Raw genomic sequence first — 20,585 nt, 5'->3', positions numbered from 1 at the left:
GCCTTGTGCAAATCAGTATAATGCGCCTTTGCAATAAATAACACAATTCACTCATTAATCATTGCAATCCATAAATATTTACTTTTCCAAACAAAACACAAAATAAGGAGTTTATTTCTATATGATGGAGGCTAAAATCACGCACAATAGGCATTCTTATGTCAAAGATAAATTACAAGAGAGCTTAAATCGCTTTATTACCCATGAGTCTTTTGGTGGGATTTTGCTTGCCTTTTGTGTTATTGCAGCTATGGTTGTGGCGAATTCATCATACGCAAGCCTTTATTTTGAGTTTTTCCATAGTGAATTTGGAGCATTTTTTGGGGATTCTGTATTAAAGATCAGTTTGCAGGATTTTATTAATGATGTATTGATGTCCTTTTTCTTTCTACTTGTTGGGTTGGAGATGAAGCGTGAAATGCTCTATGGAGAGCTGGCAGGGTTTAAAAAGGTAAGTTTTTCTTTTCTCGCGGCATTTGGGGGTATTATCTGCCCGGTATTGATTTATTTGCACTTTAATGTAGATACGATCTATCAAAGTGGCTTTGGTGTGGCTATGAGCACGGATACTGCCTTTGCTTTGGGGCTTATTATGCTGCTTGGAGATAGAGTGCCTAAGATTCTTAAAATCTTTCTTGTAACACTTGCTGTGGCTGATGACTTGGGTGCGATTTCAGTGATTGCTATATTTTATTCTGATAATATTGATATGCAGTGGATTTATGCCTCTTTAGTCCTTATAGCCGTGCTTATTTATCTTAATTATCGTGATACGAAACATCTCTCTTTATATTTTTTAGTGGGTATTTTACTTTGGATTTGCGTGCATCATAGCGGTATACATGTAACGATCGCGGCAGTAATCCTTGCTATGGCAATCCCGGGAAGAACGCGTGTGAATAAGCGCTATTTTATCAATATGCTAAAAGAGTTTGATAAAATGAAAGTCGCCACCAATGGCTGGAATGATGTTATACACGCGCGAGAAGTAGAGAAAATGGGATTTTGGAGGGGGAGCTTAAAAAATATCAAAAACTTTATGTTTGGCACTGAAAATGTGGAAAAAAAGATAGATATGGCAAAGACTTCTCAACTTGTGCATATGCTTGATACTATAGGCACTTACTCACGTTATGCCCAAAACCCCCTTATCCGCCTTGAAATTGCGCTGCAGCCTTTATGTGCATATTTTTTCGTGCCGCTTTTTGCCTTTGCTAATGCGGGGGTATCGCTTGAGGGGGAGATTGATATTAGCCTTAATAGCGTGATGTTAGGCACGATTTTAGGCTTGGTGGTTGGCAAACCTATAGGCGTGCTTTTATTTTGCTTCTTGGGTGAGAAGCTTAATCTTGCTACACGTCCAAAAGATTTGAATTATGCGCATATTTTATCTGTGGGTATGATTTCTGGCATTGGCTTTACAATGTCTATGTTTGTGGCAAATCTTGCTTATAAAGATGATGTATTGAGTATTGATATGTCAAAGATTTCCATTCTTGTGGCAAGTTCTATTGCTGCTATATTAGGGCTTTTAGCGGTATATTTAAGCACAATAAAGCAAGAAGAGAGGGAAGATAGCATTAGCGAAGAAGATAAAACACATAAACTTGAAGATGAGATTCAAAAGTTAAAAGACACACAAAGTGTTATATAACATTCTATAAAGGAGCACATTGATGAGGGCTAGGGCAAATAAGATTTCAGAGATGTTGAGTAATTTTATTCGTGCAGAATCGTTTAGTGGGATTTTTTTGTTTTTTTGTGCTCTGGGTGCGATGATCGTTGCAAATTCTCCTTTATCACATTTGTATAAGGAATTTTGGGAGCAACCTTTGGGGCTAGAGTTTGCTGGGAGATTTTATGGCTTTAGCATACATGATTGGATTAATGATGTTTTGATGTCCATTTTTTTCCTTATGGTGGGCTTAGAAATCAAACGTGAGGTGCTTTTTGGAGATTTATCAGGCTTTCAAAAGGCAGCCTTTCCTGTAATTGGCGCACTCGGGGGTATGCTTGCTCCGGGCGTGATTTATTATGCACTTAATATGGGCACTCCCTCCTATCATGGCTTTGGCATACCAATGGCAACAGATATTGCCTTTGCTTTGGGTGTGATTTTATTACTCGGTAAGCGAGTACCTTTGGCTTTGAAAGTATTTCTTGTAACACTCGCTGTGGCTGATGACTTGGGTGCGATTGCTGTTATTGCGATATTTTATCCATCGCCTGAGGGTTTGCATTTTGCATATTTATTTGCAGCGGTGGGGATTATCGCATTACTTAGCTTTGTGAATTTTATTGGAGTGCGGCATTTAGGTGTATATATAGGTATAGGCATTATACTTTGGTTTTGCGTGCATCATAGCGGCATACACGCCACTATTGCTGCTGTGGCTTTGGCATTTTGTATCCCTGTGAAGCCAAAGATTGAAAGTAAGGAATTTATCCAAGTTGTATATCAAATGATAGAGATTTTTGCCAATAAAGATAAGGAGCGCAAAAGTATTTTGCTTGATTCTGAACAAATGAGTGCCATTGATTTGGCAGCAAGGGATTTAAAAAAGGTGCAAAATCCGCTTTTACGCTTAGAGCATGCACTTCAGCCCATTTGTGCGTTTTTTATTATGCCGCTTTTTGCCTTTGCTAATGCGGGCGTGGATATTAGAGGTGAAGTGAATTTTGATATTGATCATATTATGCTTGGGATTATACTTGGGCTTGTTGTGGGTAAGCCTATAGGTATTGTGGGCTTGACATTTTTATGTGAGAAGTGCAAAATTGCCGCCCGTCCTCAAGGTGTATCATGGAGTCATATATTTGGTGCGGGAATGCTTGCTGGCATTGGCTTTACGATGTCTATGTTTGTATCAAACCTTGCTTTTGATGCTCCTCATTCAGCAGATGTAGCAAAGATAGCTATTTTGCTTGCCTCAAGCATTGCGGGGATAGTGGGCTCATTATATTTGCTTGTGGATTACCGCATAAGGGCTAAGATAAAATCTTAACTATTCTAGGATAGAATCTAAGATAATTTCACTCACAAAGGATTAAAATGGAAAGTGGAAATGGATTTCAAGAGACCTTAATATCGTTACTCCCTATTGTATTTTTCATCGCTATTTTTTACATTCTGCTCATTCGCCCAGCTAATGTCAAACGTAAAAAACACCAAGAGATGATTAATGCCTTGCAAAAGGGGGATAAGATTATCACTACGGGGGGGCTTATTTGCGAGATTGTTAAGCCTGAGAAGACATTTTTTAGCGTGCGTTTGAATGATGATACCATTGTGCGCCTCTCTCGCGAGTTTATTGCCTATAAACTTGATGAAACACAAGAATCACAATAAATGGATTGTGCTAAATGGCAAAGCAGCAACCTCCTTTAAGAGAGAAAACGTTCAATTATAGGCTTTGGTCGCTTATTATCGCTGCATTGCTTGGTGTTATTTTTAGCTTGCCCTCTTTTACTCATATAGAGGGTCGTAAGATTTCATTAGGGCTTGATTTACAAGGTGGGCTTAATCTCCTTTTAGGAGTGAAAACCCAAGAAGCCATAAAGGCGAGATTTGCTTCCTTAGCTTCTCAAATTGACTTTGATAGTAGGAAAGAGAAAATACTTATTGATAATCTCAAAGCCACCGATGAGAGCGTGAGTTTTGAGCTTTTTGACCTTGATGAAAAGCCCAAGTTAGAGAAGATTCTCTCCCAAATAAATGGCTTGCAAATACAGCAAAATGAGGGTAAATATCTCATTACCTTTAGTGCAGAGTATCAAGAGGAAATTAAAGATAATGCCCTAAAACAAGCCATTGGGACGATACGTAATCGCCTTGATGAATTTGGCTTAAGAGAGCCAAGTGTAACCCAGCAGGGCAAAGAAAATATCCTTGTGCAATTACCGGGCATTAAAACCATACAAGAAGAACAGAGGGCAAGGGATTTAATCGCTAAACCCGCACATTTGCAAATGATGGCAGTAGATGAGGAGCGCAATATGCGCGTGGGCACAATGAGCGAACTTGAAGCACAAAAATATAATGATGTGATATTGCCCTTTGTTTCATCTCCTGCTGTGCAAAAAATGGAGCAAAAGCTCCTTAACCTTAAAGAGCAACTTAAGGCAAGTAGTCCTCAAAGCCCATCACATACACAACTTGAGAATGAAATTGCCTCACTTGAATCTGAAATTCATCTTAAAAGAGTGCAAGATAATCAAATTATTTTGCTTAAAGCCGTGCCTATACTTGATGGCTCAATGCTTACAGATGCACGTGCCGCATTTGACCAAAACAACCAGCCCATAGTGAGTTTTAGCTTAGATTCCAAAGGGGCGAAGATTTTTGGTGAGTTTTCAGGGGCTAATGTAGGCAAACGTATGGCGATTGTGCTTGATGGTAAGGTGTATTCTGCGCCTGTTATCCGTGAGAGAATCGGCGGTGGGAGTGGTCAAATTAGTGGGGGCTTTAGTGTGGAGGAGGCGAGCGATTTAGCTATTGCTTTAAAAAGCGGGGCATTGCCTGCTCCTATGGAAGTGCTTGAGAAACGAAGTGTTGGACCAAGTTTGGGAGAAGATTCTATTAGGGCATCATTGATTGCTCTTGTGAGCGGATTTGTGCTAGTTGTGCTCTTTATGATGATATATTATGCCCTTGCAGGAGTGATAGCGGTAGTGGCATTATTGGTAAATATTGTGCTTATTATTGCGGTTATGGCGTTTTTTGGTGCGAGTTTGACACTACCGGGTATGGCAGGTATCGTTCTTACCGTGGGTATGGCAGTAGATGCAAATATCATCATCAATGAACGAATCCGCGAGGCATTGCGCGGGGGCTTTGGCATAGCTAAATCCATAGAAATGGGGTATGCCAACGCTTCAAGGGCGATTTTTGATTCTAATCTTACTACACTCATTGCTGCCATTTTGCTCTATGCCTTTGGTACAGGAGCTATTAAGGGCTTTGCTATCACTATGGGGATAGGCATTAGCGCCTCTATTTTAACTGCTATTATAGGCACTCATGGGATTTATCAGGCACTCATGGGGAGAATCCTTAAAAGCGGTAATACTGCATTATGGTTTGGCATTAAAGCACAAGCCCATTTGAAGGCACAAGAAAGATAAGACGGAGAAGTATAAATAGAGAAGGATAAAAATGGAAATTTTCAAAAAAGTTAAAATATATGATTTTGTCAAATATAGCTCTTATGGATTGATTCTCTCAACACTTTTAATTATCGCTTCTTTTGTGCTTTTAGGATTCAAGGGCTTTAACTTAGGGATAGACTTTGCTGGAGGGACTATCGTGCAGCTACAATACACCCAAACCGCACCACTTGCTGATATTCGCACACTTTTATCACAAGATGAGCGTTTTAAAAATGCGCAAGTAAGCGAGTTTGGCTCTAAAGAAGAGGTGCTATTAAAAATCCCCTATACCCCTTTAGATGTCAATGACGACATTGCCCATGATATTCTCTCACTTCTTGCCTCAAGTGGGGATTTTGAGCTTCGTAGGGTAGATTCTGTAGGTCCAAAGGTGGGTGATGAGCTTAAGCAAAATGGCATTATCGCCCTCTCTTTAGCATTTATAGCGATGATGATTTATATTTCTTTCCGCTATGAGTGGCGATTTTCACTTGCTGGTGTATTAGCTCTTGTGCATGATGTGATTATTGTCTCGGGCGTAGTGATACTTGTGGGCATAGATTTTAACCTTGATGTACTTGCGGCGTTGCTTACCATTATTGGCTATTCTATTAATGATACGATTATCATATTTGACAGAATCAGGGAGCAAATGCTTATTAAGCGGCAAAAAGATATGAAATATGTGATTAATGAGGCGGTATCTTGCACACTTTCACGTACATTACTCACATCTTTAACGGTGTTTTTTGTGGTGCTGACACTCTATCTCTTTGGCGGGGAGATTATTATAGGTTTTTCACTTCCTATGCTTGTGGGCGTTATTATTGCGACTTGTAGTTCGATGTTTGTAGCGCCACGTTTGGCTTTGATGTTTGGCTTTAGCTTAGAAGAGTATTATCAAAAAGAAGCCAGCAAGCTTAAAAGGCAGGAAGAGAAAAAGCGATTGCGTGCGATGTATGAGAGGGGCACTGTATAAGGAGTAGTCATGGATTGGGGTAAGGTTTTTTTTGTATTCTTTAGTTTAATGAGTTTGACCTTTACTTTAGGGTTTTTATATGAAAGCAATATTGTTATACTTTTTATCGCTACGGCTATTAATTTTATCGCTACGACTTTACGCATAGGGGTTAAAAATAGCCTATCAGCAGAGCTTTTTGCAAGCTCGTTAGTGGCGGATTTGCATTTAATACCTGCTTTTATATTTTTGCAAGTTTTTGGTGATATTGAAATTACCACCGCGCTTGTTATCGGCGCAGTGGTGGCGAATTTATTTTCTGTGATTTTGCTTTGCGTGGGTGCTGCAAAGAGCAAGGAGAGCGATTATTAAGGCAAGATATGAAGTTTATCTATAAAGCGGCTTTAGGCATAATATATGTATTTGTATGTACTGCTTGTGCTACCTATAAACTTGAGGTAGAAAATGTTAGTCTGTATAATCAAGGTGTGCAGATAGTAGATTCTATAAAGCCAAAAAGCAAGGTACGCCTTGAAGTGGGGCAGGATATTTTAGGAGGGCTTAATAGCATACCTTTAGCACTTTTTGTATCTGCACTCAATTTTTCCAAAGAGGCAGTAATCTTTGATAGAGAGAATGTAACGCTTTGGCAGGAAGATAAAAAATTAAAGCCCCTCAGTGATGGGGAGCTAAAAAATAAAACCTTTGATTATGGCTATATTGTAGAATCTTATCATCTCTCTATCCCCCCGCTACCTTTGCCTCCCTCTCCAAATCCACCTGTGATTATGCCCTTTATTTATCGGGGCTATATGGGGGGATTTTATCTCTATGATGAGGTAATGCTCTCTGCTAGAGATAGATTGTATGCGCAAATTAAGCTTGATGCCCAACGTATTAGACGTGCAGCAGTGCTCTCTAATACTTTAGCTAAAAATACTTTGCAAAATGAGCCAAGAGGGGGCTTTGTAATCTATGCGCCACAAGCCTTGCGTGATGGGCGTTTGAGCTTGCATGTAATGGTAGGTGATGAGGAGCATATTTTCACCTTGTGGCTTAGGAAATAAGGAGAGGGTATGAGGGTTGTGCATATATTATGCCTTGTGTTATATATGTTGGTGGGAGTTGCTTGTAGTGATACACCAGAAGATGAGCCTATTGAGGATATAGAGCAAACACTCTTTATATTGCAAGGAGATGAGAGCCTTGATACCCTTATGGAGAAAGTCCTCTCATATTACACTTCCATAGAGTATCTTAGCCCCACTATACCCAGCACGAATGATTTCCCCCAGATAGAAGAAAAGCAAGCCCAGATAAATACGCTCCTTTGGGAAGCCTATAAGCAGAATCGGCAATTTAGTATCGCTAGCTCCACGCTTGAAGTGGCATTAGGCTTAGAGCAAGAGTGGTATATATTATGTGCTTCGCTTAAACCTTATATGCTAATCCCTCCTAATGAGCGACTTCAGGTAGAAATAACCCTAAACCTCGCCCTTTTATTGCTTAATAATAATCAAGGCGATAGCAGTGCGCTAGATTCACTCCTTGAGAAGCAGTATCAAAATGCCCAAGAGAGTGGGAATTTAAATACGATTATAGAATTTCAGATTCAAGTCCGTCTTTTGGCGCTTTTTGCCCTCTATCATCTAGATTCTATTAATCAAAATATGGAGCATTTAGCAAGCCATAAGGTGCGTATGAGCCTAGAGGCGGATTTGGAGCATTATAGAGACTTCTTGCCCTATAGCCATTATGTGCTCTATAGTCGGGCATTTAAGCTCCTTAAAGATGAGATTTTAAAGCACCAAGCCCCTATGGATAGGATATTTCTTAAGCTTTTGGAATATCCTAAGTCTATTAATGTCTCTTTATTGGAGGGCGAGGATTTATATTTGCATATTGGGCGATTAAAAAGGGCTTATGCCTTATTTAAAATGCATGATTTGAGTTCTCCTGCGGCTAGAGAAATTATACAAATTGCACGCAATCCTTTAAAAAATGTCTATGATAATGCGATAAATGCCCACTATCTCTATGGTCTTGATTATTTGAGTTTGTCATTTTTAGGCGATGATACTTACACGAATTTGCCCCTAGCACTAAAATATTTACAACAAGATTTTAAAAGCTTTCAAATTTCTCAGCATTATTTTGACCCGAATCTCTTTCAAAACTATATCGCCTCTCTTTTTAGTGGGGCTTATATCCTCTCTGAACGTTATGAGAATCAAGTGTATTTTGATGAGATATTGCGTATCCTTAAAGCCGAGATAGAGCAATATAGTGATGTGATTAGTGATGATGATATGGAGCTTTATGAAGATGCGCTTTTTATTTTAGAGAAGACAGATAGGAGCAAGTTTTTAGCCATTATGCTTGTGGAGAGTACACCCGAAGATGAGGCAGGTTATGTTAAAGTCCCTCTAAGCCTCTCCCCGCAGGAAATTGCTCAAATTAAGCATATTATCTCAAAGGAGCAAAGTGCCCTCCAAGAAGATAGAATCCCTTGCCTCTCACCCCTTGAGGTGAGTTTTATGCTCTCTCTCATTTATCAAGCATATCGTGCGCAAGGTTTTGAGAGTGTGCCTCCAGAGATGTTTAGAATCCGCCTAGCTGAGGTCTTTGGCATAGCACGTTTTTATCAAAACCCCTTAAAGCAGCATTTGATTGATTTTGATTCTTTTATGCTTTTAGGCGTGGTCGATAAGCCATGCTATGTCGATGCTATGCTTGCAGATGAGGCTTTAGAAATGCTCAAAAGAAAAGAAGAAGTCTGCGGGAATAATTTGTATTTTGAGAAAGAAAATGCCTTTGTGATTGATAATCTCCTCCCCTCGCAAATCTTAGAGCAATCAAGCGATGGGAGGGTGTATTACCGCTTGAGGCTTGCAGATATGTATCTTAATACCTTTTTGTTTCGTAATGACGAAGATGCACTTCAAGCGTTTTTGGACTCAGAAGATAAGGGAGAGATTTTGGGCACTTTGCTGGCATTTTTCCCCGATATAAAGGAGTATTTGCATAATCGCCTCTCTCCCCAAGATGTGCAAAAGTTTATGCAAGGTGCCAAGCCTAAGGCTTGCCCTTAAAGGACTTTAGGCTTGTAGCAAGCTCTGCTATTGTGAGCGGAATTCTTTGCGTTTTTTGGCTTCTTCAAAACGTTTCTTTTCAATTTCTGTGGTGGGATTAAGCGGAGGGATTTGGACTTTCTTGCCTTTATCGATAGCCACCATTGTGAAGTAAGAGCTCACACAATGTGTAACAAAGCGGTTTTTAATATCTTCGCTAATTACCTTAATACCTACTTCACAACTGCTGCTGCCTACATAATTCACAGAAGCTAAGAAAATGATAAGCGAGCCTATGGGGATAGGATTTTTAAACACCATACCATCAACGCCAATAGTGACCACCCCACAACCACAATAGCGCGTAGCACAGGCATAAGCGACTTGATCAAGGAGCTTCATTAGCTCTCCCCCATGCACGACACCGCTAAAGTTCGCCATACTTGGCGAGGCGAGCACGCTCATTGTGAGACATTTAGGGTCAAATATATCTTCCATACAGAACTCCTCCTAAAAAGAAAAATTTATTTTAAACTTTGATTATGCAATGCAAAGTTATTACTTATATAAATAGATAAAGAACTTTAGCTACATTCTCTTATAATGTCTCTAAAAGTAACTCTTAGGCTTTGTCTTAAGCAAAGAATTTTTAAAAGACAATGAATAAAAGAAAATAATTTAAATTTTTTTCTCATCGCCGATATGTATTTCAACCAAAGGCAAGGACGCCCAAGGATAAACACAAAAGGAGTTACTATGGCTTTTCAAGTTAATACTAATATCAATGCGCTTAATGCGCACGCTCAATCAACCTTTACTCAATATAATCTCAAAAATTCAATGGAGAAATTGAGTTCAGGTCTTAGAATCAACAAGGCAGCAGATGACGCCTCAGGTATGACAATCGCTGATAGTTTGCGCTCTCAAGCAAGTGCGTTAGGACAAGCTATTCGTAATACAAATGATGGTATGGGCATTATCCAAATCGCGGATAAAGCTATGGATGAGCAAATTAGAATTCTTGATACTATCAAAACTAAGGCTGTGCAAGCCGCTCAAGATGGGCAAAGCACTCAATCTCGCTCAATGATTCAAATGGACATTAAACGTTTGATTGAAGGTTTGGACAATATCGGTAATACCACTACTTATAATGGTATGGCATTACTCTCTGGTGCGTTTTCTAATAAAGAATTCCAAGTAGGTGCGTATTCTAACCAATCTATCAAAGCCTCAATTGGTGCGACTACTTCTGATAAAATTGGGCAAGTGCGTATCGAAACAGGAGCCCTTGTAACTGCAAGCGGAGATGTAACTGTAACCTTTAAAAATGTAGATGGTGTAAATGATGTTACTCTAGAATCTGTGAAAATCTCTTCATCTGCGGGCACAGGGCTAGGAGTGTTGGCTGAAGTGATTAATAAAAACTCTGATAAAACAGGTATCCGTGCTCAAGCAAATGCTATCACTACTTCAGATAAGTCCATTGCAAGCGGAAGTATCGCAGGGCTTATGATTAATGGTATCTCCATCGGTGATATTATTGGCATTAAGAAAAACGATAGCGATGGTCGTTTGGTGCAAGCATTTAATGCTGCGACTATGCACACAGGTGTAGAAGCTTACACCGATAATCTTGGGCGCTTAAATTTACGAAGCACAGATGGACGCGGTATAGACCTTAAAGCTACAGGAGCAGTATCTGGGCAAGGAGAATTGGCTATTGAGAAACTTAATGGCGGGCAAGAACTCACAACTGGCTCTACAAACTATGGACGTCTCTCACTTGTAAGGACAGACGCAAGAGACATCGTGGTAAGTGGGACTAATATCTCGAGCACAGGCTATAATGATGAGGGCAGAGTAGCTCAAACAACTGCAAACCTAAGAGATGTAACAGGTGTGTTTAACGCAGATGTCAAATCTGCTTCAGGGGCGAACTACAATGCAGTAATTGCTAGTGGTGGTGCAGACTTAGGTGCTGGTGTAACAAGCCTTAGAGGAGCTATGGTAACTATGGACATCGCAGAATCTGCACAAAAAATGCTTGATAAAATTAGAGCTGACCTTGGTTCTGTGCAAGGGCAAATGGTGAGCACAGTAAATAACATCACTATTACTCAAGTGAATGTAAAAGCCGCTGAATCTGGTATCCGTGAAGTGGATTTTGCCGCTGAGAGTTCAGAATTTAGTAAGCTTAATATCCTTGCTCAATCTGGTAGCTACGCTCTCTCTCAAGCAAATGCTATCCAACAAAATATCTTAAGATTGCTTAACTAATAAGCTATGCTCCCTCTCCCTCCAAGACTGGAGGGAGATTCCCTCTCTCTTAATATATCTTTATTATTTTTCTATCATTCTTATATCAGTCTCCAAAGTAGAACTAGCTGAAATATCTTGGTGATATTTGCTTGCATTATTGCCATATTGAGCTAAAACTTATGTGTGAGTAATTTATAGGCATACTTGCATAAATTCCCATCCGCATCGATCACTTACGCTCCTTTAATACGACAAACTTAGCTACCCGTAAGGGAAGTTAGCTTGTCGTCACGAGGGAAGGTGTGAGTGGAGGCGAAGAATTGCTCTTATCTACTAAAGACTCTTTAGGGGAATCACCAGAAATTCTCCAAGTTTGTCATTCTGAGGGAGCACGAAGTGCGACCGAAGAATCTCTTTCAAACCTACTAGAAAGCCCACAGAGATTCTTCGGGGCTGAAGCCCCTCAGAATGACAACAAGTCCAACCCACAAGATAAAACTACCTTACAGGGGAAATTACTTTGTCATTCTGAGCGAAGCGAAGAATCTCTAAAGGAATCACTAGTCGCTAAGAGAGATTCTTCGCTTGATTCTCAAGCTCAGAATGACAAACTAACAACATTTACTAGAAATCCAAAAAGCAATGATTCACAGAAAGCCAAAAGCAATTATTCACCCCTTATCAGAGTTTCTAGTGATTCCAAAAGAGTTTCTTTGCTTTAGGGACGATTTATGCCAGAGATGGCACAGATTCTAAAACCACGCAAAGTAAAAAAGAGGCAACAAGAGAGATGATACATAGAGACTTTGAGATTTGCTTGCAAGAAGATACCCATAAGAAGTATAAGGGCTATAGGATTACTTTTGCTTCAAGTCAAGAGAGCAATTCAATGGAACTAATTTAAGGAGACTTGGGCTATAAAATACAAAAATAAGCTTGATTATGGGCGATAGAGATAGATATACATAGCCTTTATCTCCTCATCAGTGAGATAATACATAGGCATAACACCCTTTTGTCTATGAAGAGCTTGTGAGAAAGTGCTAAAGTCGATATTATTGATACGTGGGGCGACAAGGGACTTCTCTATGCCCTTATGTTTATACTTTGCGATTATGCCTCCCTGCCCTTTATCGCCATGGCATTTATTGCACGCTATGCCCCTTGGATTTTCATAGAGGTTTTTACCATATTCATTTTCCTCCATTGCTTGCTTTTGCTCTCCCATAAGAGAGGCTATTACTATGGTAAGCAGCATGAGTTTTTTCTTCATAAATCCTCTTTAACTTTAATATCTTATATTATAATACCAAAAGCACAATCACAAAGGTTTCAAAATGACATTGCTTGATGGTAAATCACTTAGTGCGGAGATTGAAAATAGCTTAGCTAAAGACATCAGCACACTTTCCCATAATGGCATCACTCCCGGTTTGGCGGTGATTTTAGTAGGGAATAATCCAGCGAGTTGTGCGTATGTGCAGATGAAAGCTAAGGCTTGCAAACGCGTGGGGATTTACTCCTTGACCCATGAAATGCCCTCCACCATTACAGAAGAGGAGCTTCTCTCTGTGATTAGAAACCTTAATGATAATCCCAATATCGATGGTATATTAGTCCAGCTCCCCCTGCCTCCGCATATTCAAACTGCTAAAGTGCTTGAGTGCATTGACCCTAAAAAAGATGTCGATGGATTTCACCCCTTTAATCTTGGGCGTCTTGTGGCTAATGTAGAGACCTTTGCGCCTGCTACTCCTCTAGGAGTGATGAGACTTCTTAGCCATTATGAGATTAATCCTAGTGGTAAAGATGTGGTAATGGTGGGTATGAGTAATATCGTAGGTAAGCCCCTAAGTGCTTTAATGCTAAATGCGGGGGCGAGTGTGAGCTGCTGCCATATTCTTACCCGCGATGTGGGGGCTTACACAAGAGGGGCGGATATTGTATGCGTAGGCGTAGGCAAGCCCGGCTTGATTAAAGCAGATATGATTAAAACAGGTGCGGTTGTTGTGGATATTGGTATCAATCGCTTAGAATCAGGAGGCATAGTCGGTGATGTGGATTTTGAGCCTGTTGCAAAAAAGGCTAGCTTTATTACTCCCGTGCCCGGAGGTGTAGGACCAATGACGATTGCTGCATTATTGCAAAACACCTGTAAAGCCGCACTTTATCGATTAGAGAAGAAGGAAGCAAGATGAAAAGATTTTTTAATGCCCTGTGGGCTTTCACTTCAAGCTGGAGTGGCACGATTATTATAGTCCTTGTGTTGATATTTTTTATTATGCAGGCGTTTGTTATCCCTACTCGTTCTATGGTGGGCACGCTTTTGGAGGGAGACTTTTTGTTTGTTAAGAAGTTTAGCTATGGCATACCCACGCCTCGTATCCCATGGCTTGAAGTGAATGTGTTGCCAGATTTTAGGGGTAATGGGCATTTACTAGAGGGGAGTCGCCCACAAAGAGGCGATGTAGTGGTGTTTATCCCTCCACATTTAGAGAAGACTTATTATGTGAAGCGCACCTTTGCCGTGGGCGGTGATGAAGTGATTTTTGATAAAGATGGCTTGTATTTGCACCCATTTGAGGGCGATGAATATGTAAAAAGCCATTATTCTTCACATATTATCGTGCAAAGACTAGGCAAGCTTTTCGTCAAAGACCCTTATATGGCAGAGCATCCGGGCATTTCCTATCAAAGTGTATTTTATAAAACCCCATATAGCAGAGAATATTACTTCGCAGATAAAGAGGGCAAACTCTATCAAAAGGTATGCGTTGAGGGAAAGGGCGATACCAATAGCGGAGATAGGGGTATAGAGTGTGATTTATGGAGTAGGGTATATAGCTCTGAGGGTATAGAATCTTTTATTGAGGATAAAAACCTTGCCTATACAGATATGAAAAATGGCGTGATAATGAGTGCGATGACAAAGCTTGAGGGTGATATATTTTATAAAAAAATTGCAGATGATGAGTTTTTTATGATAGGTGATAATCGCAATAATAGCCTTGATTCACGATTTTGGGGGAGTGTGCCCTATAGTAATATCATCGGTCAGCCGTGGTTTATATACTTCAGTATCAATCAAGCAAATAGCCAAGAAGCCCTCGCTGATGAGGATAAGACTAAGCGCTATACGATCCGCTGGGATAGAATGTTTAAGAGTGTAGATATGCTTGAAGAGGCACTAATGGAAGCAATGCCAAAAAGCAAGTAGGGCAAATACATAAGGTGAGTGATGAAAGATATAACATATTTTATTGGCACAGATCACGCAGGACTCTCTCTCAAAGCATTTGTGATCACATTTTTGGAGCAAAGGGGCTTTAGAGTTGTGGATTTAGCGCCTAAAGATACGCAGAGAGTAGATTACCCTGATTATGCTAAAAAGGTATGTCAAGCGATACAAAATGAGCAGGATAGGGGGATTTTGATTTGTGGAAGTGGAATTGGAATGAGCATTGCTGCAAATCGTTTTAAACATATTCGTGCTGCATGTTGCACTGATTCATATATGGCGAAAATGGCACGCGCACATAATAATGCCAATGTGCTTTGTTTGGGTGAGCGTATCAGCGGAGTGGGCGAAGTGGAATCTATCCTTGAAGCGTTTGTAGATTATGATTTTGAAGGCGGCAGACATCTTTTGCGTGTGCAAAAGCTAGAAACTATGCAAGATTAAAAAGGAGTAGGCAATGGGAGGAACATTTATCGCACAATGGTTTTTCTTAACGGGCTTTATTTTATTTGTGCTTTATATGCTTGTGCGGACATTTTTTTATCGCTCAGTAGCCCAAAAAGAAGAACGTAATTCTGCTGCGATGAAGCTTACCCTTAATGAAGCGGAGATTTTAATTCGCAAACATCAACTTCAGCTGCAAAGGGCATTAGGTAATATTGACATACTCACCCAAGAGATGAATGCGCTTAAAAATGAAGTTAAAGTCTTAAAATCGCGCAATTCTCAATATAGAATCGAAACTGACAAATATAAAGCTCGCATTAAAGACTTAGAGCAAAAAATCGAGGCATTACTCTAGGAAATCTAGCATTGAGGAAATAGGAGAAAAAATGGATAAACAAAAGATAGCAGATTCTATACGAGCCATATATGACTACCCAAAGCCCGGTATTATCTTCCGTGATATAACAACCCTCATAGGCGATGGAGAGATATTCCATGAAGTCATTGAATTATTGAGGCAACGTTATCAAAATGAGCATATAGATTTTGTAGCCAGCATTGAGGCTAGAGGTTTTATCTTTGGTGCAGCCCTTAGCTATGCCTTGGGGGTGGGCTTTATCCCCATACGTAAAAAGGGCAAACTGCCTTATACTACCATGAGCGGAAAATATAGCCTTGAATATGGCTTTGATGAAGTGGAGATTCATATCGATGCACTCAGAGGCAAGGCAGAGGCAAGAGTGGTGCTTGTTGATGATTTGATAGCTACAGGCGGCACAGCAGAGGCGAGTATCAAGCTTTTAGAATCTATGGGCGCACAATGTATAGAAGCGGCATTTTTAATTAACCTCAAAGGCTTAGGAGGGGAGCAAAAGCTTGCCCCCACAAGCGTCTTTAGCATTGTAGATTATGAGGAAAAATAATGAATCTTTGGCAGAAAATCACATTTGCCCTTAAAAATAATCCTAAAGGTATTTTTATATGGAGTTTGGTGCTTGTATTATGTATAGGGCTTTTTATTCTTTATAGAAATTCGGGCTTTTCATTAGAAGCATTTATTACGCATTTATGGGAGCAATATGTAGAAGATTGGGGTTATGTCATTTTGTTTTTTTGGGGGATTTTAGAGGGAGAATTAGGGCTGATTTTTGCCGGACTTGCTGTGCATGATGAGAAAATGAATTTACTTTTAGCGATTTTTGTCGCTGGTTTGGGCGGATTTGTTGGGGATCAGATTTATTTCTACATAGGGCGTTTAAACCGCAGGAGAATCCAAGAGGAATTCACTTCTCAAAAACGCAAGTTTGCCCTTGCACACTTACTTTTGAAAAAATACGGCTGGCCCATTATTTTTATCCAACGTTATATGTATGGTATGCGTACTATTATCCCTATGAGTATAGGCACGACGCGCTATAGCAGCCCCAAATTTGCATTTATCAACTTCCTAAGTGCGCAAGTGTGGGCGGGGATTACTATTCTTTTGACTTGGTATTTTGGGGAAGAGATTTTTGTCGTGCTTGATTGGTTTAAAGACCATCCTTATTTGCTTATCCCTCTTGCTATTTGTATTGCTGGAGGGGTGTGGTGGTATTTTCATTCTCAAACCAAAAAGGTTGATAAAAAAATAGCAAAAATGGAGCGCGACTTTAAGGATAAGGGTAAAGAGAAAGTTCATTTTAAGGAGTAGATATGAAAATAAGTATTGCAAAAACACAAAACAAAGCACTCAAAGCAAGTGCGAATATAGTGCTTCTGCCAAAGAGTGCCTTTAGCAAATCCGCATATGCAAAGGTATGCAAGCCTTTTGGCTTTGAGGGGGAGGGGAGGTTTTTTATCCAGCAGACGCACACCCTCCTTGTATGTTTAGAGGCTTTTGAGGTAGATTGCATAAGAGAAGCGGGGGCAAATGCGATTAGGTATTTTAAGGCATTGCCTTATGAGAATGTATATATTCACTTGCAGGGTAAAATGGATAATGAGAGGGTTTATGCGTTCTTTTTAGGAGCATTATGTGGGCATTATGAGCATATAAGCTATAAAACTAAGAAGCCCTCTTTGCGTCTTAAGGAGCTTATATTGCTTGATAGTAAGGGTGAGCTAAAAGATGGAGAATTACTATTGCAAAAGGCGCAGATTCTCTCTTGCAATATCAATGACGTGCGCGAGCTTATTAATACTATCCCTCAAGTTGCTACGCCTAAATATCTTGCTAAATATGCGAAGCAAATAAGCAAAGATATAGCTCATATAGAGTGCAAAATACTTGATGAGGGCGATTTAGAGAGAGAAAAAATGGGTGCATTTTTAGCTGTAAATGCCGCTTCGACTAACCCCCCTCGTCTGATACATTTAAGCTATAAACCTAAAAATGCCAAAAAGCGCATTGTGCTTGTGGGCAAGGGTTTGACTTATGATTGCGGTGGTTTGTCACTTAAGCCTGCAGATTATATGGTAACGATGAAAGCAGATAAAAGCGGGGGTTGTGCGGTTATGGGCATTATTAAAGCTATAGCACAGCTTGGGGCAAATATAGAAGTACATGCGATTGTAGGCGCAGCTGAAAATATGATAGGAGGCAATGCCTATAAGCCCGATGATGTGCTTTATAGCAGAGAGGGTAAAACTATAGAAGTGCGTAACACAGACGCAGAGGGGCGCTTGGTGCTGGCGGATTGCTTAAGCTATGCACAGGATTTAAACCCTGATATTTTGATTGACTTTGCAACTTTGACAGGGGCTTGTGTGGTAGCACTTGGTGAATACACAAGCGGCATTATGGGGCATAATGCAAGGCTTAAGGAGCAATTTGGCAAAGCCGCAGAAAAAAGCGGAGAACTTATGGCAGAGCTCCCCTTTAATCGCCATATCAAAAAACTTATAGAATCTAAAATTGCTGATGTATGCAATGTCTCTACTTCGCGTTATGGTGGAGCCATTAGCGCGGGGCTCTTTTTGAGTGAATTTATCCGTGAAGAATATAAGCAAAAATGGCTACATATTGACATCGCTGGTCCTGCATATGTAGAAAAAGAGTGGGATATTAACCCAAGCGGGGCAAGCGGAGCAGGTGTGAGAGCGGGAGTAGAGTTTATCCTCTCTCAAGCGAAGGCATAATATGGGTTTATCAATAGGTATTGTGGGCTTGCCAAATGTCGGCAAATCCACGACTTTTAATGCCTTAACAAAAGCGCAAAATGCAGAAGCGGCAAACTATCCCTTTTGTACCATTGAGCCCAATAAGGCTGTTGTGGCTGTGCCCGATGTAAGACTAAATGAGTTAGCTAAAATTGTAAATCCCCAAAAGATTCAGCATTCTGTGATAGAGTTTGTAGATATTGCTGGGCTTGTACGCGGGGCAAGCAAGGGCGAGGGCTTAGGGAATCAATTTCTTGCTAATATTAAAGAATCTGATCTTATTTTGCATATTGTGCGATGTTTTGAAGATAGTAATATCACGCATGTAGAGGGGCGGGTCGATCCGCTTTTAGATATTGAGATTATCGAGCTTGAGCTGCTTTTTGCGGATATTGCAAGCCTCAATAAACGTGTTGAAAAACTTCAAAAAGAAAGTAAAGCAAAAAAGGGTGAAAATCCCAACCTTAGCATAGCTTTAGAGCTTCTAGCACATTTAGAATCTTCCAAACCTGCTAGAAGCTTCCCCAAACGTGAGAGCGAAGCCTTTATTTCACTCAATAAGGAGCTAAGATTCTTAACCAATAAAGAAGTGATTTATGGTGCAAATGTAGATGAAGAGGGATTGGCACAAGATAGCATTTTTGTGCAGCAGGTGCGTGAATATGCGGCTAAACATGGCGGGATAGCCATTAAACTTTGTGCCAAAATTGAAGAAGAAATGGTAGGTATGGAGGATAATGAGAGAGCAGAATTTTTAGAATCTTTAGGGGCAAAGGAGAGTGGGCTAGAGCAAATCATCAAAGAGGGCTTTGCGCGATTGGGGCTTATTAGCTACTTTACTGCTGGAGTGAAAGAAGTGCGTGCATGGACTATAAGAGAGGGTGATAGTGCCCCAAAGGCTGCAGGCGTGATACATAAAGACTTTGAAAAGGGCTTTATCCGCGCAGAGTGCATTAGCTATGCAGATTTTATTAAATACGGCGGTGAAGCGAAAGCAAAGGAAGCGGGGGCTATGCGTGTTGAGGGGAAGGATTATATCGTGCAAGATGGCGATGTAATGCACTTTAGATTCAATGTATAAAATGCTTGGGGGGCAGGTATGCTGAGGATTTTACTTTTAACTTTAGGTGTGCTCTGCTATGCCCAGAATCTTAGTGAATCCTTTATGCGCCAAGCCTTTAGCCAAACAAGCAAGGCAACTTTAGGCGGGAATTTGCAGTGTTTTACACAAGCGCAATATCGGTATGCAAAGCTCCCTGCTGATTTGCTTAAAATAAAAAGTGAGGTCAATGCTGAAGCTAAGGCACTTACTTTGATTGTAGATTCCATTCGTAAGTCCCGCTCTATGAGCCTTAAAAACCTCCAAGATACCCCTAATCTCAAAGAGATAGCAAGTCTTGTGAATGTATCTGCTTTAGCAAAGTTATATTTGTTGCAGCTATCAAGTGAGGCAAAAGATGACTGCCCCTCTTGCAAACGTATCGCACAAGAAGAAATAGGCTTTATGCAAGAGGGTTTAGAGCATAAGGCAGGGCAGTTTATATGGCATACGCCTATAGAAAATCAGTCTTTAGAGCCTTTGCTTAGCCTTGAAGTGCATGCCATCCTTGGGGAGAAATTGCTTTGCCAAGCGCTAAAGAGTAGGGATAGTCTCTCTTTAGTTGGTGCGTATGCGCATTTTGCTATGGCTGGTTTAAACACGCGTGCCCTTAATGCCCTGCTTCTCTCCGCACATAGTGGGAGTGCCGATGCGGCGACGTTGATTGTATTTTTATTAGATAAGGGATTTTATCTCCAGCAAAATAAGATTGCAGCTACATTGCTAGAGAATACGATCGCACAAGGTAACTATCTCCAAGCCCTCCAAAGTAATCCTATGATTTTGAAAAATTTTGTTGTCAATGAGGGTAGCTCAATTGCTGATATTTTTGAGGATTTTATACTTTGGGAGCAGGCGGCTTTATCAAGTGATGTTCCTTGGCAAGAGAGCAATATATATAAAGCTGCCGCCTTGAGCAAGGAGAGTATATATCTTGCAAGCCCACCAAAGCAAAAGGCGATATATAAAGATCTGATTTCCTTTAAAGGGCAGCTTAAAAATGTTAAATCTTATCCATTTTGTCAAACCCGGAGGTAAGCCATGCCATTAACGTTTAAACCTTTTAGCGGGGGGGGGGGGATAGTAGCACCTCAAAGCTAGAATCTCCCCTTACTCATAACAATTCTACAAAACATTCCAATACTCAAAAACACTCCCAAACCCCCACTTCTATAAATCAAAGTCAAAGCAATACGAGTGAAGTCAAAAGTGAATCTCTCACTT

General features: G+C 40.3%; 20 protein-coding genes and 1 pseudogene. 19 read left to right on the top strand and 2 right to left on the bottom strand.

All coding sequences use genetic code 11. From position 1 onward, the window contains the following. Window positions 1–121 precede the first annotated feature (121 nt). Genes nhaA (CQA63_RS07620) through CQA63_RS07585 form a run of 8 tightly spaced genes read left to right on the top strand, consistent with a single transcriptional unit; the run spans window position 122 to window position 9,198 of the window. Window positions 122–1,654, top strand: coding sequence for a Na+/H+ antiporter NhaA (nhaA, locus tag CQA63_RS07620; RefSeq protein WP_104700088.1), 1,533 nt, complete (start codon window positions 122–124; stop codon window positions 1,652–1,654). Between the two features lie 22 nt (window positions 1,655–1,676). Continuing rightward, window positions 1,677–3,005 (top strand): sodium/proton antiporter NhaA, encoded by a 1,329-nt coding sequence (gene nhaA / locus CQA63_RS07615; RefSeq protein ID WP_104700087.1) that lies wholly within the window; start codon window positions 1,677–1,679, stop codon window positions 3,003–3,005. A 47-nt stretch (window positions 3,006–3,052) separates the two neighbouring features. Beyond that, window positions 3,053–3,349: a preprotein translocase subunit YajC gene (gene yajC / locus CQA63_RS07610; protein ID WP_104700086.1), complete on the top strand. Its 297-nt coding sequence runs from the start codon at window positions 3,053–3,055 to the stop codon at window positions 3,347–3,349. Between the two features lie 14 nt (window positions 3,350–3,363). Then, window positions 3,364–5,124, top strand: coding sequence for a protein translocase subunit SecD (gene secD / locus CQA63_RS07605; RefSeq protein WP_104700085.1), 1,761 nt, complete (start codon window positions 3,364–3,366; stop codon window positions 5,122–5,124). 31 nt (window positions 5,125–5,155) lie between these two features. Beyond that, complete coding sequence (gene secF, locus CQA63_RS07600; RefSeq protein ID WP_104700084.1) at window positions 5,156–6,127, top strand: protein translocase subunit SecF; 972 nt, start codon at window positions 5,156–5,158, stop codon at window positions 6,125–6,127. 9 nt (window positions 6,128–6,136) lie between these two features. Further along, a complete protein-coding gene (locus CQA63_RS07595; protein ID WP_104700083.1) occupies window positions 6,137–6,478 on the top strand; it encodes a DUF6394 family protein in 342 nt (113 codons plus the stop codon). Between the two features lie 8 nt (window positions 6,479–6,486). After that, window positions 6,487–7,173, top strand: a complete 687-nt coding sequence (locus CQA63_RS07590; RefSeq protein ID WP_104700082.1) for a hypothetical protein — start codon at window positions 6,487–6,489, stop codon at window positions 7,171–7,173. A 9-nt stretch (window positions 7,174–7,182) separates the two neighbouring features. Then, a complete protein-coding gene (locus CQA63_RS07585; RefSeq protein ID WP_104700081.1) occupies window positions 7,183–9,198 on the top strand; it encodes a hypothetical protein in 2,016 nt (671 codons plus the stop codon). Window positions 9,199–9,225: 27 nt separating this feature from the next. On the opposite strand, the gene CQA63_RS07580 is transcribed toward CQA63_RS07585, so the two are convergent. After that, complete coding sequence (locus CQA63_RS07580) at window positions 9,226–9,675, bottom strand: acyl-CoA thioesterase (protein ID WP_104700080.1); 450 nt, start codon at window positions 9,673–9,675, stop codon at window positions 9,226–9,228. Window positions 9,676–9,933: 258 nt separating this feature from the next. Here CQA63_RS07580 and CQA63_RS07575 point away from each other — a divergent pair, with 258 nt between their 5' ends. Both CQA63_RS07575 and CQA63_RS07570 read left to right on the top strand, forming a co-directional pair. Further along, on the top strand, window positions 9,934–11,457 hold the full coding sequence (locus CQA63_RS07575) for a flagellin A (RefSeq protein WP_104700079.1): 1,524 nt from the start codon (window positions 9,934–9,936) through the stop codon (window positions 11,455–11,457). Window positions 11,458–11,741: 284 nt separating this feature from the next. Continuing rightward, window positions 11,742–12,161 carry a hypothetical protein gene (locus CQA63_RS07570; protein WP_104700078.1) on the top strand — a complete coding sequence of 140 codons (420 nt, stop codon included), beginning with the start codon at window positions 11,742–11,744 and terminating at the stop codon, window positions 12,159–12,161. Between the two features lie 218 nt (window positions 12,162–12,379). Here CQA63_RS07570 and CQA63_RS07565 read toward each other — a convergent pair whose 3' ends face one another. Next, window positions 12,380–12,712 carry a c-type cytochrome gene (locus tag CQA63_RS07565; RefSeq protein WP_104700077.1) on the bottom strand — a complete coding sequence of 111 codons (333 nt, stop codon included), beginning with the start codon at window positions 12,710–12,712 and terminating at the stop codon, window positions 12,380–12,382. 64 nt (window positions 12,713–12,776) lie between these two features. Between CQA63_RS07565 and folD the strand changes: the two genes are divergently transcribed. The 9 genes and pseudogenes from folD (at window position 12,777) to CQA63_RS07520 (ending at window position 20,399) form a co-directional block, all read left to right on the top strand. Then, window positions 12,777–13,637 carry a bifunctional methylenetetrahydrofolate dehydrogenase/methenyltetrahydrofolate cyclohydrolase FolD gene (gene folD, locus CQA63_RS07560; protein WP_104700076.1) on the top strand — a complete coding sequence of 287 codons (861 nt, stop codon included), beginning with the start codon at window positions 12,777–12,779 and terminating at the stop codon, window positions 13,635–13,637. Continuing rightward, window positions 13,634–14,521, top strand: a pseudogene (gene lepB / locus CQA63_RS07555) (signal peptidase I); the annotation flags it as partial. The gene folD and the pseudogene lepB, both read left to right, overlap by 4 nt. A gap of 156 nt (window positions 14,522–14,677) precedes the next feature. Then, complete coding sequence (gene rpiB / locus CQA63_RS07550; RefSeq protein WP_104700074.1) at window positions 14,678–15,121, top strand: ribose 5-phosphate isomerase B; 444 nt, start codon at window positions 14,678–14,680, stop codon at window positions 15,119–15,121. A gap of 13 nt (window positions 15,122–15,134) precedes the next feature. Continuing rightward, complete coding sequence (locus CQA63_RS07545; protein ID WP_104700073.1) at window positions 15,135–15,479, top strand: hypothetical protein; 345 nt, start codon at window positions 15,135–15,137, stop codon at window positions 15,477–15,479. A gap of 10 nt (window positions 15,480–15,489) precedes the next feature. Next, complete coding sequence (locus CQA63_RS07540; protein ID WP_199770699.1) at window positions 15,490–16,047, top strand: adenine phosphoribosyltransferase; 558 nt, start codon at window positions 15,490–15,492, stop codon at window positions 16,045–16,047. Then, on the top strand, window positions 16,047–16,814 hold the full coding sequence (locus CQA63_RS07535) for a DedA family protein (protein WP_104700071.1): 768 nt from the start codon (window positions 16,047–16,049) through the stop codon (window positions 16,812–16,814). Before CQA63_RS07540 ends, CQA63_RS07535 begins: the two co-directional genes overlap by 1 nt. A gap of 2 nt (window positions 16,815–16,816) precedes the next feature. Continuing rightward, window positions 16,817–18,241 (top strand): leucyl aminopeptidase, encoded by a 1,425-nt coding sequence (locus tag CQA63_RS07530; RefSeq protein WP_104700070.1) that lies wholly within the window; start codon window positions 16,817–16,819, stop codon window positions 18,239–18,241. Window position 18,242: 1 nt separating this feature from the next. Then, a complete protein-coding gene (gene ychF, locus CQA63_RS07525) occupies window positions 18,243–19,343 on the top strand; it encodes a redox-regulated ATPase YchF (RefSeq protein ID WP_104700069.1) in 1,101 nt (366 codons plus the stop codon). 18 nt (window positions 19,344–19,361) lie between these two features. Further along, window positions 19,362–20,399 carry a hypothetical protein gene (locus CQA63_RS07520; RefSeq protein WP_104700068.1) on the top strand — a complete coding sequence of 346 codons (1,038 nt, stop codon included), beginning with the start codon at window positions 19,362–19,364 and terminating at the stop codon, window positions 20,397–20,399. Window positions 20,400–20,585: the final 186 nt, after the last annotated feature.

It is taken from the genome of Helicobacter marmotae, assembly GCF_003364255.1.
GTDB classification, from domain to species: domain Bacteria; phylum Campylobacterota; class Campylobacteria; order Campylobacterales; family Helicobacteraceae; genus Helicobacter_C; species Helicobacter_C marmotae.
Note: the sequence above shows the minus strand (reverse complement) of the source record. Positions and strands in the feature narration are given on the sequence as shown.